This window comes from Mycolicibacterium neoaurum (genome assembly GCF_036946495.1).
GTDB lineage: Bacteria > Actinomycetota > Actinomycetes > Mycobacteriales > Mycobacteriaceae > Mycobacterium > Mycobacterium neoaurum_B.
In genome coordinates, this window is record NZ_JAQIIX010000002.1 from 1,185,666 (window position 1) to 1,199,051 (window position 13,386).

Genomic DNA, 13,386 nt, shown 5'->3' on the forward strand with positions numbered 1-13,386 from the left:
GTCTGGCCCTACCCGGAGAGATTGAAATTGCCGGACGCGCCGTACACGGCGAGCGAGATGAACAGGGTGATGGTGACGACCACGATCAATGAGGTCCGCACGGCCTGACCGACCGCGATACCAACGCCGACCGGACCACCGGAGGCGTTGTACCCGTAGTAGGTGTGCACCAGCATGACCGCCACCGACATGACGATCGCCTGCAGGAACGACCACAACAGGTCGCTCGGTATCAGGAACGTGTTGAAGTAGTGGTCGTACAGACCGGCGCTCTGGCCATTGATGAAGACGGTGGTGAAGCGGGCCGCGAAGAAGGCCGCCAGGACCGAGAGCGAGTACAGCGGCACGATGGCGATCAGCCCGGCGATGATCCTGGTGGACACCAGATACGAGACCGCATGCACGGCCATCGCCTCCACGGCGTCGATCTCCTCGGCCACCCGCATGGCGCCCAGTTGCGCCGTGGTGCCCGCGCCGATGGTGGCCGCCAGCGCGATCCCGGCGATCACCGGAGCGACGATGCGCACGTTCAGGAACGCCGAGAGGAAACCGGTCAGCGCTTCGATACCGATATTGCCCAGCGAGGAGTAGCCCTGCACGGCGATGACGCCACCGGAGGCCAGCGTAAGGAACGCCGCCACGCCGACCGTGCCGCCGATCATGACCAAAGCACCGGCACCCATGGTCATCTCGGCCACCAGCCGGATGGTCTCCTTGCGATAGCGGGTGATCGCGTTGGGGATATAGCGCATCGACTCGCCGTAGAACAGTGCCTGTTCGCCGATGTTGTCCACCGCGCGGGGCACGCCGCGGAAGAACCGGCGGAGTCGAAGTGTGGCGTCGTAACTCATGCGGTCAGCGCTCCAGAACTCGGACGCCGACGGCGGTCAGGATGACATTGACGACGAACAGGCAGATGAAGGCGTAGACCACGGTCTCGTTCACTGCGATGCCCACGCCCTTGGGGCCGCCTTGCACGGTCAGCCCGCGGTAGCACCCGACCAGGCCGGCGAGCAGACCGAACAGCAGCGCCTTGAACATGGCCAGCACCAGCTCACCCAGCCCGGTCAGGATGGTCAACCCGTTGATGAACGCACCCGGGTTGACACCCTGCAGGAACACCGAGAACACGTAGCCACCCGACAGACCGATCGCGCACACCAACCCGTTGAGCAGCACCGCGACGAATGTCGACGCCAGCACTCGGGGTACCACCAGGCGCTGGATCGGATCGATGCCGAGCACCCGCATCGCGTCGATCTCCTCGCGGATGGTGCGGGCACCGAGGTCGGCACAGATGGCGGTGGCGCCCGCACCTGCGACCACGAGCACCGTCACCACCGGTCCCAGCTGGGTGATGGTGCCGAACGCGGTACCGGCCCCGGAGAGGTCGGCCGCACCGATCTCGCGCAGCAGAATGTTGAGGGTGAAGGCGACCAGCACGGTGAACGGGATCGACACCAGCAGCGTGGGCACCAGCGAGACCCGCGCGATCATCCAGGTCTGGTCGAGGAACTCGCGGAACTGGAATGGCCGCTGCCACATCTTGACGAACGTGTCGATGGTCATCTCGACGAACCCACCCACGGCTCTCGCCGGAGCCGAAAGCTGTTCGATCAACCTCGACTCCATTCTCGAGTGGGGCTGCCGTCCCGTCGTGGCGAAGAACCCGACAATAGCGGGAATCTGTTCGCTCCGGCGGGCTTTCCACCCCTGATGTGCACGTCGTCCATAGTGAGCGGGCTCATAGTAACTAGAACACGTTCACAGTGTCAAAGAACCGAAAAGTTCTTGGAAAACTCCCATTTTTCCTGTTCAGAGCCAGTGTGACGGATGTCATTCTAGAACACGTTCTAGTAGGCCCGAACCGCCGAGAATGTCGTTCTCGCAGATCAAGAGCCCATGAGCTCAGTGGCAGAGAAGCCGATATTCGGATCCCTTTTAGCAAAGAAGTCACCGAGCGTGGCGCTCAACGCCGCGGGGTCCCAGGCGTCACCTACGGCATCGAACCGCTGCGCGGCCACCGGGGCCGCGACCAGCGTGACCGTCGGTCCGTACACGATGAACAGCTGCCCGTTGACATCCTCGGACGCCGGCGAGGACAGGTACGTCACGAGCGTGACGACATGTTCCGGCGAGAGGGCATCGACCTGTCCGTCGGCCAGCTCGGGTGCATCGCCGAACACGCCCGCGGTCATCGCGGTGCGGGCCCGCGGTGCGATGGCATTGGCCCGCACCCCGTACCTGCTCAACCCGCGCGCGGCCGACAGCGTCAGCGCCGTGATACCAGCCTTGGCGGCACCGTAGTTGGCCTGGCCCACCGGTCCGGCGATCCCGGCCTCCGACGAGGTGTTGACGATCCGTCCGTAGACCCGTCCGTCGGCGGACTCCTTGGCCTTCGCCTTCCAGTACGCCGCGGCATTGCGGGTCAACAAGAAGTGTCCGCGCAGATGCACGGCGATCACCGAGTCCCAGTCCTCGTCGGACATGTTGAACAACATCTTGTCCCGTGTGATGCCGGCGTTGTTCACCACGATGCCCAGTCCCCCGAGCCGGTCGGCTGTCTCGACGAGCTCGTCGGCGGTGCTACGCGCACTGATATCGCCGGCGACCGCGACGCCCTTGGACCCGGCCGCTTCGATTTCGGCCAGCACGTCGGATTTGTCCAGCGCGCCGGCCATGTCGTTGACCACGACCGTCGCGCCGGCCCGCGCCAGCCCGATCGCCTCGGCCCGGCCCAGGCCTGCGGCCGCGCCGGTGACGACGGCAACTTTTCCGGACAGGTCGATCGGGTTGTCGTTCATCGCTGCTTCAGGGGACACGGTTATGAATACCTCTAGTCTCTACGGATCAGGGCTGCCCGAGGGCATTCGGCCACGGATTGTTCGGCCAGCTCCTCCTGGCCGGCGGGTACCGGGTCGGCTTTCACCACGGCATAGTCCTCGTCATCGAGATCGAACAGGTCGGGTGCTATCCCGACACACACCGCATTACCTTCGCAGCGGTCCCTGTCGACTTCTACGTGCATGTGAACCTCCTCGCGCTCCGGGCACGGGCTGTGTGCCCCCGTGCAGGCTAACGGTACCGCCCTGGACCGCAAGACTAGAACGTGTTACAACGAGCATATCGGCGGGCGATCGGTTTCGGCCGGTCGCCCCGCAACCTCAGACAGACAGGATGCCGCCATGCGGATCGGTTACACCGCCGAGCAGGAGGAGTTGCGCCGCGAACTGCGGTCGTACTTCACCAAACTGATGACTCCCGAACGTGCCGAGGCGTTGGCGGCCAGCGATGGCGAGATGGGCCGCGGGAATGTCTACCGCGAAACTGTCGAGCAGATGGGCAAGGACGGGTGGCTGACCCTGTCCTGGCCGACCGAGTACGGCGGCCAGGCTCGCCCACCGATGGACGGGTTGATCTTCAACGACGAAGCCGCCATCGCGAATGTGCCGGTGCCCTTCCTGACCATCAACAGCGTGGCGCCGACGATCATGCATTTCGGGACCGAGGAACAGAAGAAGTTCTTCCTGCCGAAGATCGCGGCGGGCCAATTGCACTTCTCCATCGGATATTCCGAACCCGGCGCCGGCACCGACCTGGCGTCGCTGCGCACCACCGCGGTGCACGATGGCGACGATTACGTGATCAACGGCCAGAAGATGTGGACCTCGCTGATCGCCTATGCCGACTACGTCTGGCTGGCGGTGCGCACCAATCCCGAGGCCAAGAAGCACCGCGGCATCTCGATGCTGATCGTGCCGACCACCGCCGAGGGCTTCTCCTGGACGCCGGTGCACACCGTGTCCGGAGTCGATACCAGTGCGACCTATTACCAGGACGTCCGGGTTCCCAAGTCCGCCCTCGTCGGCGAGGAGAACGCCGGCTGGAAACTGGTCACCAACCAGCTCAACCACGAGCGTGTCGCGCTGGTCTCGGCGCAGCCGATCTTCGTGGCGCTCAACGGTGTCCGCGAGTGGGCGCAGAACACCAAGGATGTGCACGGCAAGCGATTGATCGACTCCGAATGGGTGCAGTTGAACCTGGCCCGTGTGCACGCCAAGGCCGAGGTCCTCAAATTGATCAACTGGGAACTGGCCTCGGCCACCGACGCAGCTCCCTCACCGGCCGACGCGTCGGCAGCCAAGGTGTACGGCACCGAACTGGCCACCGAGGCCTACCGCCTGTTGATGGAGGTGCTGGGCACCTCGGCCACGCTGCGTACCGGGTCACCGGGAGCCCTGCTGCGCGGCCGCATCGAGCGCATGCACCGCTCCTGCCTCATCCTCACGTTCGGCGGCGGCACCAACGAGATCCAGCGTGACATCATCGGCATGGTCGCGCTCGGCCTGCCCCGAGTGAACCGATAGGAACGACAATGGATTTCACCCCAAGCGAAGCATCGGTCGATCTGGGCGGGCTGGTCCGCACCATCACCGAATCGGTGGTCACCAACGATCACCAGCGCGTGCTCGACGGACTCGACGAACGATTCGACCGAGACCTGTGGGCCAAACTGATCGAAGCCGACATCCTGTCCACCGCCGCACCGGAATCACTGGGCGGCGGCGGGTTCGGCGTTCTGGAACAGTCGGCGGTGCTCACGGCACTGGGCAGGCAACTGGCCGCCGTGCCGTACCTGGAATCGGTGGTGCTGGCCGCAGGCGCACTGGCGAAGTTCGGATCCGCCGCCCTGCAAGAGCAGTGGGCCACCCCGGCGATCAACGGCACGACGATCCTCACGGTCGCACTCGACGGTGAGATGGGCCAGGGCCCGGTGCAGGCCCAGTCCACCGACGGCGGCTACCAGCTGACCGGATCGCGCACCCAGGTCGCCTATGGCCCGGTGGCCGACGCCTTCCTCGTGCCGGCCGACACCGACAACGGCTTGCAGGTCTTCCTGGTCACCGGCGCCGACCCCGGCGTCACGGTCGCCACGCTGGGCACCACCGGCCATGGCACCGTCGGCCATCTGGAACTGAGTGCCACCCCGGTCGACCCGGATCGACTGGTCGGCGGCGCAGAGGTCCTGGATTGGCTGACCGTGCACCATTCGCTGGGGCGCAGCGCCTTTCAGCTCGGCGTGCTGGAACGTGCCCTCGAACTCACCGCCACCTACGCCCGCGAACGCGAACAGTTCGACCGTCCGATCGGCAGCTTCCAGGCGGTCTCGGCCCGGCTGGCCGACGGGTACATCGACGTCAAGGCGTTGCGTTCCACGCTGACACAGGCCGCGTGGCGGCTGTCCGAGGACCTCCCGGCGGATATCGACGTCGCCAGCGCAGCGTTCTGGGCGGCCGACGCTGGGCATCGTGTGGTGCACACCGCGGTGCACGTGCACGGCGGTGTGGGCATCGATATCGATCACCCGATCCACCGGTACTTCCTGGCAGCCAAGCAGACCGAGTTCTCGGTCGGCAGCGCGACCGGACAGTTGCTCCGTATCGGCCGCGAACTGGCCGATACCCCCGTCTGAGGACGTGGACCATCCGACCGGCCCGACCGTGGGCGAGCTACTCGCGCCGTTGGTCGAGGTCACCGACCGCGGCGTGCACGACGAGACGTCGTTCACGCCGTGGCGCGATCACATCGCCGCGGGCGCCGCCTTGGCCGCCGCCCTGCGCGCTCGCCTGGATGTCGCACGACCACCGCATATCGGGGTGCTGTTGGGCAACACTCCGTTCTTCTCCTCGGTTCTGGTCGCCGCGGCGTTGTCCGGCATCGTTCCGGTCGGGCTCAACCCGACGCGACGAGGCGCGGCGCTGGCGGCCGATGCCGAACGTGCGGACTGCCAGTTCGTGCTGGCCGACTCCGGCGCGGACGTGCCCCCGGGGGTCGTCGCCATCGACGTCGAATCCGCTGAATGGGCAACCGAACTGGCCGCACACGACGGTACGCCGGTGACATTCGCGCCGCTGTCCGGTGACGATCTGTTCATGCTGATCTTCACCTCCGGCACCAGCGGTGAGCCCAAGGCGGTGCGGGTGACCAACGACAAGGTCGCCTTTCCCGGGCGGATGCTCGCCGAACGGTTCGGGCTCGGACCCACCGACACCTGTTATCTGTCCATGCCGTTGTTCCACTCCAATGCCGTGATGGCCGGGTGGGCAGTGGGAGTCGCGGCCGGCGCATCCATCGCACTGCGCCGCAGATTCTCGGCCTCGCGCTTCATCCCCGATGCCCGCCGTTTCGGTGCCACCTACGCCAACTATGTCGGCAAACCGCTGTCCTACATCCTGGCCACCCCCGAGCAGGACGATGATGCCGACAACCCATTGAAGTTCCTGTACGGCAACGAGGGTGCGCCCCGCGACCTGCCACGCTTCGCCCAGCGGTTCGGCGTACACGTGGTCGACGGGTTCGGTTCCACCGAGGGCGGGGTGGCCATCGCACGCACCCCCGATACCCCGGACGGATCGCTCGGCCCGCTCACCGACGAGGTCGCCATCGTCGATATCGAGACCGGTGCGCCCTGCCCGCCCGGTGTCGTCGGCGAGATCGTGAACCCGACCGGGTCGGGGTGGTTCCGTGGCTACTACAACTCCCCCGATGCCGAGGCCGAGCGGATGTCCGGCGGCATCTATCACTCCGGCGATTTGGCCTACCGCGACGATGCCGGCTATGTGTACTTCGCCGGGCGGCTCGGTGACTGGATGCGGGTCGACGGCGAGAATCTCGGCACCGCCCCGATCGAACGAATCCTGCTCCGCCATCTCGGTATCACCGAGGTGGCGGTGTACCCGATCCCCGACCCGGCGGTCGGTGACCGGGTGATGGCGGCGATAGTGCTCGCCGAGGGCGCGGATTTCGACCCCGAGGCCTTTCGCGCGTTCCTGGCCGATCAACCGGATCTGGGGCCCAAGCAGTGGCCGTCCTTCGTGCGCGTGGCCACCGAACTGCCCCGCACCGAAACCTTCAAGGTGCTCAAACGGGAGTTGTCCGCCCAGGCGCTGGATTGCCCGGATCCCGTCTATCCCTGCCGCCGGGACTGACCTCAGAACGCCCGGGCGGGCGGAGGCACAACCGCGCTGGGTCGGGGGTGGGTGGGCTACGCTTCCGGTCGGAGAGCATGGCCGACGTATGCCATGAACCCGAGATCTCGTGACGGAGGGTTTGATGAGGACGTCTGCGCTCACCGGCGTCGCGGCACTGGCCACCGCGCTCGGCGTGCTCCTGTCCGGCTGCGGCTCGACCAAGGCCGTCGACGGCACCCCCGTCGCGGCACCGTCGACATCGGGTCGCACCTCTGCGCCCGCACCGACGCACACCGACGAGGGCACTCCCGGCTCGTACGAGACGATCGCCAGCTATATCAGTGAGAACGGTATCCAGGAGACACCGGTCAAGCGTGGCGATCCCGGTTCGCCGACCATCGATCTGCCATTCCCCGACGGTTGGCAGGATGCCGGCCCCGATACCCCCGAATGGGCCTATGGCGCGATCGTCTACACCGGGTCCGAGGCGGCGGAGTACACCCCGAGCATCGTGGCATTGATATCCAAACTCAGTGGGAACGTCGACCCGGCGAAGATCATCGAGCTCGCCCCCGGCGAATTGCAGAACCTGCCGGACTACGAGGCCCTGACCGACGGCACGACCAGTCAGTTGAGCGGCTTCGATGCCTATCAGCTCGCAGGGACCTGGGAGCAGGACGGGCTGCGGAAGTTCGTCGCCCAGAAGACAGTCGTCATCCCAGGAAGCGACGGTCTCTACGTGCTCCAGCTCAATGCGGACGGTTTGGCCGATCAGGCCGATATCCTCAGTGCGGCAACCGATGTGATCGACACCGAAACCGTCATCACGCCCTGACTGCGGCCGCCTCGCGCACCACACACCGGGTACCGGTGTAGACGGTCGGCATGCATTTCATGCAGTGCACGCACAGACCGGTTGCGCGGTCGCCACGCTCGAAGCGATTGATCAGATCGGGCTCCCGCAGCAGCGCCCGCGCCATGGCGACGAATTCGAAACCGTCTTCCAGCGCCATGTCTACGGTGGCCGATCGGTTGATCCCGCCGAGCAGGATCAGTGGCATGCGCAACGCGTCGCGGAACTGGCGGGCCGTGTCGACGAAGAAACCTTCCTCGAACGGATACTCCCGAAACAGCCTGCGCCCCATCACACGCAGTCCCAGCCCGACCGCGGCGGGCTGGGAGGCGATGAACTCCGCCATCGGCACCTGGCCGCGGAAGTAATACATCGGATTGCTCAACGAACTCCCGCCGGTGAGTTGTAGGGCGTCCAGATGTCCGTCGTCCTGCAGAAGCTTCGCGGTGACCAGGCTGTCGGTGAGCCAGAAGCCGCCGGGCACACCGTCGTCCATGTTGAATTTCGCGGTGACGGCCACCGCGTCGCCGGCGGCACGGCGGACCCGCTCTGCGACCCGACGGGCGAGTTCCGCCCTGCGGACCACATCACCGCCGAAGGCGTCGCGCCGCCTGTTGAGGTTGGGACTGAAAAACGAGCTGAGCAGGTATCCGTGGCCCATGTGGATCTCGACCGCGTCGAATCCCGCCGCCACCGCGTGGGCTGCGGCCGTGCCGAAATCGTCGATGACGGTGGCCAGCTGGGCAACGGTGGCCGCCCTGACCCGGCCCATCGCCGGCGCACTGATACGCGCACTCGGCGCCAGCGTGGGCTGCCGGTTAGACAAGGTGTTGGCGACCAGGCCCGCATGCCCGATCTGGGCACACACCTTGGCCCCCTCGGCATGCACGGTGTCGATGAGCGTGCGCAATGCCGCAGCGCGGGCCGCGTCCAGGACGATGGTGTCGCGGTGCACCCGGCCGCCGGGTGAGATGGCCAGGTAGGCAACGGTTGTCATCGCGGCTCCACCACGGGCCACCTCGGCGTGGAAGGCGATGAGTTCATCGCTCACCTGTCCGCGCGGCATCACCCCCTCGAAGGTGGCGGCCTTGATGAACCTGTTCTTGAGGGTCAGCGGACCCAGCGGGTGCGGTGTGAATGCTTTCGATACCATTGGCATCGAAACATACCAGGAGGTCGCATGCGCATCGCCATCACCGGTGGCACCGGGTATCTCGGCGCACACATCACGCGCGCGCTGCTCGCCGCTGGACACCAGGTCAGTCTGCTCGTCGCGCCGGGAACGACCGCCGACCCGGTCATCGGGCACCTCGCATGCGAGGGCGAAGTGGCCCCGGTCGAGGGCGATGTTCGCGATACCGCCACGGTCGACGGGCTGTTGCGGGGCTGCGACGCGGTGGTGCACGCCGCCGGCGTGGTCGGCACCGACCGAAGGCGAGCGCAACTGATGTGGGACATCAACGCCTACGCCACCGAGAAGCTGCTGATCCGCGCCGCCGATGGCGGCCTGGATCCTGTTGTCTGCGTGAGTAGTTACAGCGCTCTGTTCCCGCCACCGGATGAGGTGATCACCGAGAAGACCCCACCGGCCGCCGGACGCAGTCCGTACGCGCAGACGAAGGCGTACGCCGACCGGGTGGCACGACGCCTCCAGGAACGCGGTGCGCCCGTGGTGGTGAGCTACCCCTCCAGCGTGGTCGGGCCCGCCTGGCATACCGCAGCCGGGGTGACCGAACGCGGTTGGGCACCGATCGTCGCACACGGTATGGCGCCGCGGATGCCCGGCGGGATGCAGATGATCGACGTCGCCGACGTCGCCGAGGTCCACGTGCGATCGATGACTCCGGGGCGCGGCCCACAACGCTATGTCTGCGGCGGTGAGATGGTGGCCTTCGACGAGATGATCGACCTGCTCGAAGCGGGATCGGGTCGCAGAATTCACCGGATACCGCTGTCGCCCCGGGTTTTTCGTGGCATCGGGCGGGTTGCGGATCTGGCCGGCCGGGTGCTGCCACTCGGCGACGGGATCAGCTATGAGGCCGCGCTGTTGCTCACCTCAGCAACACCGACCGACGATCGGCACACCCGGACCGAACTGGGCATCGGTGCCTGGCGCTCACCGCGGTCGGCGATCCTGGCCAGCCTGCAGCGCTGAGGTCAACAGTTCGACCATCCGGTCCTGAAGCTGCGGGGAGTCGTCCTCATCGGCCACCGTCGTCACGAACAGCGCCGCGCCTGCCGCCATCGCCAGGGCCGCCCTGGCGTCCAGTTCGGCACCGTGACCGTCTTCGGCGAACAACTCCACGGCCGGGCCGCTGAAAGCGGTCCACAACTGCCTGCGCAGCTCCGCGTTCTCCCGCAACGCCAGCAACAGCCCGGGAACGGCGGCCCGGACATCGGGACGGCTGAACAGCTGATGGCTGCCACGCACCACCCAGGCGATCCAGCCGGCCCGGTCGGTACCGGAAAACGGTGCCATGTCGGGGGTTTCCCCCAAAATGGCGTGCAGCACCAGTTCGGCCTTGGAAGACCAGCGCCGGTTCAGGCTGGAACGTCCGACGCCGGCACGGGTGGCGACCAAGCGCACACTGAGGTCATCCCAACCCACCTCGACGAGCAACTCCCGGGTCACCGACAGCACCCGTTCGTCGATCGAGGTATCGCGTGGTCGACCGGTCATGCACCGATTCAACCGTACCGACGGGCGGCGATGCGCCACCCGCCCTGTGCTCAGCCCTGCGCGATCCCGTCGAGACGCTTGGTGGCCGCCTCGAAACCGCTGACCAGTTCGGCGATGATGTCGGCGACCGGGCGGATCTCGTTCATCCGCCCGACGATCTGACCGACCGGCATGGCCACCGCGGTCGGGTCCGAGGACTCGTTCATCCGCTGGTGCGCCTCGCTGACGAGGATGTTCTGCAAGGGCATCGGCAACGGATCGGGCGCGTTGTCGGCATCCCAGGCGTCGGTCCAACGGCTCTTGAGCAGGCGCGCGGGCTTACCCGTGTAGATCTTGCGCCGCACGGTATCCGCCGACGTGGCATCCAGCATCGCCTGCTGAATGGTCGACACCCCGGAGGACTGGCGCACGCCGAGGTCGTATTCGGCAGAGGTCAGGAAGGCGGAGCCCATCCACACACCCTGCGCGCCGAGCGCGAGCGCGGCGGCGACCTGGCGTCCGGTACCGATACCGCCGGCGGCGAGCACCGGGGTCTTGCCGTCGAGAGCATCGACGATCTCCGGCCACAGCACCACCGAGCCGATCTCCCCGGTGTGCCCGCCGGCCTCGTGACCCTGCGCGACGACGATGTCGACACCGTTCTCGGCATGGCGCAGAGCATGTTTGGCGCTGCCGGCCAGGGCCGCCACCGGCACACCGGCGGCATGCGCCTGATCGATGACGTCCTTGGGGGGCGAGCCCAACGCGTTGGCGATCAGCTTGATGGGGTGCCTGAGCGCGACCTCGACGTGGCTGCGGGCCACCGAGTGCAGCCAGCCCAGCACACCCTCGGACTTGGCCTCATCCTCGGGCAACGGCGGTACGCCGAGTTCGGCGAGGGTCTTGGCCACGAAATCCCGGTGATCCTGCGGGATCAGCTTGTTGATGTCGACGCTGGTGCCCTCGGTGGGAACCTTGGCAGGCATCACGATGTCGACACCATATGGCTTGCCGTCGGTGTTGTCGTCCATCCACTGCAGGACGTTCTCCAGATCATCGGCATCGTTGAACCGCACACACCCCAGCACACCGAGACCGCCGGCCTTGCTGACCGCGGCGGCAACCTTCTCCGACGGAGTGAAGACGAAGATCGGGTATTCAATACCGAAACGTTCGCACAGTTCAGTTTTCATGCTTTTGCTCCTGCATGCTTGGCGTGCACGTCGTCGGCGGCACGTTGTTCGGTGGTGTCCTTGGCCCAGCGGTAATCCGGCTTGCCCGCCGGCGATCGCTTCACCTCGTCGACGAGCCACAGGCTGCGCGGCACCTTGTATCCCGCAATTTCGGTGCGCACGTGGGCGTCCAGTTCGGCCAGCGTCGGCCGAGTGCCCTCGCGGGGCTGGACGACCGCGGCGACGTGCTGACCGAAACGCTCGTCGGGCACGCCGACGACCAGTGCGTCGAAGACGTCGGGGTGACCCTTGAGGGCAGCCTCGACCTCTTCGGGATAGATCTTCTCGCCACCGGAGTTGATCGATACCGAACCGCGGCCCAACATCGTCACGCTGCCGTCGGCCTCGACCTCGGCGTAGTCACCCGGAATCGCATACCGCACACCGTGATAGGTGCGGAAGGTCTCGGCGGTCTTCTTCTCGTCCTTGAAGTAGCCAACCGGGATGTGCCCGCATTTGGCGATGATGCCGCGCACACCCGAGCCGGGAACAACAGGGTTGCCGTCCTCGTCGAGGACCTTGGTGTTCTTGTCGATGGTGACCCGGGGGCCACCGGTGTGACTCTGGCCCTTGGCCACGATGCTGGTGCCGCCGAAACCGGTCTCCGAAGAACCGATCGAATCGGTGATGACGCGGTTGGGCAGCAGCTCGAGGAACTTCTCCTTGAGGCTGGTGGAGAACAACGCCGCGGTACTCGCCAGGAGGAACAGCGATGAGAGGTCGTAGGTGTTTCCTTCTTCCTGATGCGCCAGCAGCGCGTCCAGCAGTGGTCGGGCCATCGCATCGCCGGTGAAGAACAGCAGGTTGACCTTGTGATCGTGGATCAGTCGCCAGACCTGGTCGGCATCGAATTCCGGGGTCAGCACAACGGTCTGACCGGAGAACAGCGCCATCCAGGTGGCCGACTGGGTCGCGCCGTGGATCATCGGCGGGATCGGCAGCCGCACCATCGGCGCGTTCTCCTTGGCCTGCTTGGACAGGTCGTACTCGTCGGCGATCGGCTCACCGGTCGCGAAGTCGGTGCCGCCGAACAACACCCGGTAGATGTCCTCGTGACGCCACATCACGCCCTTGGGGAATCCGGTGGTGCCGCCGGTGTAGAGCAGATAGATATCGTCCTGGCTACGCGGACCGAAATCGCGTTCCGGGGAGCCCTTGGCAAGCGCGTCTTCGAACGGCACGCCGCCATAGCGCGCGAAATCATCGTCCGTGCCGTCCTCGACCACCAGGACCGTCTTGACCAACGGGGTCTCGGGCAGCACATTGGCCACACGGTCGGCGTAGCGCCGCTCGTGGATCAGCGCCACCATGTCGGAGTTGTCGAACAGGTATTTCAACTCCCCCTCGACATAGCGGAAGTTGACGTTGACCAGGATCGCACCGGCCTTGATGATGCCGAGCATCCCGATCACGATCTCGATGCGGTTGCGGCAGTACAGCCCGACCTTGTCATCCTTCTTCACGCCCTGGTCCAGCAGGTAGTGCGCAAGCCGGTTGGCCCGCTCCTCCAGTTGGGCGTACGTCAGCTGTTCGCCCTCACAGATCAGGGCGACGCGGTCGGGCACGGCGTCGATGGCATGCTCGGCAAGATCGGCGATGTTCAGGGCCATGGCACCTAAACTAGAACGTGTTACATTTTTGTTCAAGTAGCACCCGCACAGCAGTACGACC

The 13,386-nt window shown here is 66.1% G+C and carries 13 protein-coding genes; 5 read left to right on the top strand and 8 right to left on the bottom strand.

The window, feature by feature from the left end; translation table 11 throughout:
* Window positions 1-8: 8 nt before the first annotated feature.
* From PGN27_RS11070 to PGN27_RS11085, 4 genes are all read right to left on the bottom strand, one after another.
* The gene (locus PGN27_RS11070) at window positions 9-851 is read right to left on the bottom strand and encodes an MlaE family ABC transporter permease (RefSeq protein ID WP_030133100.1); all 843 of its coding nucleotides are present in this window, start codon (window positions 849-851) and stop codon (window positions 9-11) included.
* A 4-nt stretch (window positions 852-855) separates the two neighbouring features.
* Window positions 856-1,620, bottom strand: coding sequence for an MlaE family ABC transporter permease (locus tag PGN27_RS11075; protein ID WP_335326163.1), 765 nt, complete (start codon window positions 1,618-1,620; stop codon window positions 856-858).
* Window positions 1,621-1,892: 272 nt separating this feature from the next.
* The gene (locus PGN27_RS11080) at window positions 1,893-2,804 is read right to left on the bottom strand and encodes a 3-oxoacyl-ACP reductase (RefSeq protein WP_335326164.1); all 912 of its coding nucleotides are present in this window, start codon (window positions 2,802-2,804) and stop codon (window positions 1,893-1,895) included.
* Between the two features lie 32 nt (window positions 2,805-2,836).
* A complete protein-coding gene (locus tag PGN27_RS11085) occupies window positions 2,837-3,028 on the bottom strand; it encodes a ferredoxin (protein WP_081843291.1) in 192 nt (63 codons plus the stop codon).
* A 157-nt stretch (window positions 3,029-3,185) separates the two neighbouring features.
* On the opposite strand from PGN27_RS11085, the gene PGN27_RS11090 reads away from it, so the two are divergent.
* The 4 genes from PGN27_RS11090 (at window position 3,186) to lpqN (ending at window position 7,806) form a co-directional block, all read left to right on the top strand.
* Window positions 3,186-4,367, top strand: a complete 1,182-nt coding sequence (locus PGN27_RS11090) for an acyl-CoA dehydrogenase family protein (RefSeq protein ID WP_030133097.1) — start codon at window positions 3,186-3,188, stop codon at window positions 4,365-4,367.
* Window positions 4,368-4,375: 8 nt separating this feature from the next.
* Window positions 4,376-5,473, top strand: a complete 1,098-nt coding sequence (locus PGN27_RS11095) for an acyl-CoA dehydrogenase family protein (RefSeq protein ID WP_335326165.1) — start codon at window positions 4,376-4,378, stop codon at window positions 5,471-5,473.
* 4 nt (window positions 5,474-5,477) lie between these two features.
* On the top strand, window positions 5,478-6,989 hold the full coding sequence (gene fadD17, locus PGN27_RS11100; RefSeq protein ID WP_335326166.1) for a long-chain-fatty-acid--CoA ligase FadD17: 1,512 nt from the start codon (window positions 5,478-5,480) through the stop codon (window positions 6,987-6,989).
* Window positions 6,990-7,113: 124 nt separating this feature from the next.
* Window positions 7,114-7,806, top strand: coding sequence for an envelope biogenesis lipoprotein LpqN (lpqN, locus tag PGN27_RS11105; RefSeq protein ID WP_335326167.1), 693 nt, complete (start codon window positions 7,114-7,116; stop codon window positions 7,804-7,806).
* On the opposite strand, the gene PGN27_RS11110 is transcribed toward lpqN, so the two are convergent.
* Window positions 7,796-8,977 (bottom strand): NADH:flavin oxidoreductase, encoded by a 1,182-nt coding sequence (locus PGN27_RS11110; RefSeq protein ID WP_335328705.1) that lies wholly within the window; start codon window positions 8,975-8,977, stop codon window positions 7,796-7,798. The two genes, lpqN and PGN27_RS11110, sit on opposite strands and share 11 nt — an antisense overlap.
* Window positions 8,978-9,004: 27 nt before the next feature.
* Between PGN27_RS11110 and PGN27_RS11115 the strand changes: the two genes are divergently transcribed.
* Window positions 9,005-9,979, top strand: a complete 975-nt coding sequence (locus PGN27_RS11115) for an NAD-dependent epimerase/dehydratase family protein (RefSeq protein ID WP_335326168.1) — start codon at window positions 9,005-9,007, stop codon at window positions 9,977-9,979.
* Here the strand turns inward: PGN27_RS11115 and PGN27_RS11120 are convergent.
* Genes PGN27_RS11120 through PGN27_RS11130 form a run of 3 tightly spaced genes read right to left on the bottom strand, consistent with a single transcriptional unit; the run spans window position 9,941 to window position 13,325 of the window.
* Window positions 9,941-10,504: a TetR/AcrR family transcriptional regulator gene (locus tag PGN27_RS11120; RefSeq protein ID WP_335326169.1), complete on the bottom strand. Its 564-nt coding sequence runs from the start codon at window positions 10,502-10,504 to the stop codon at window positions 9,941-9,943. The genes PGN27_RS11115 and PGN27_RS11120 overlap by 39 nt on opposite strands.
* A 50-nt stretch (window positions 10,505-10,554) precedes the next feature.
* Window positions 10,555-11,676 carry an NAD(P)H-dependent flavin oxidoreductase gene (locus PGN27_RS11125; RefSeq protein WP_335326170.1) on the bottom strand — a complete coding sequence of 374 codons (1,122 nt, stop codon included), beginning with the start codon at window positions 11,674-11,676 and terminating at the stop codon, window positions 10,555-10,557.
* Entirely contained in the window at window positions 11,673-13,325 is a 1,653-nt protein-coding gene (locus PGN27_RS11130) for a medium/long-chain-fatty-acid--CoA/3-oxocholest-4-en-26-oate--CoA ligase (RefSeq protein WP_335326171.1), read from the bottom strand. Before PGN27_RS11130 ends, PGN27_RS11125 begins: the two co-directional genes overlap by 4 nt.
* Between the last annotated feature and the right edge of the window lie 61 nt (window positions 13,326-13,386).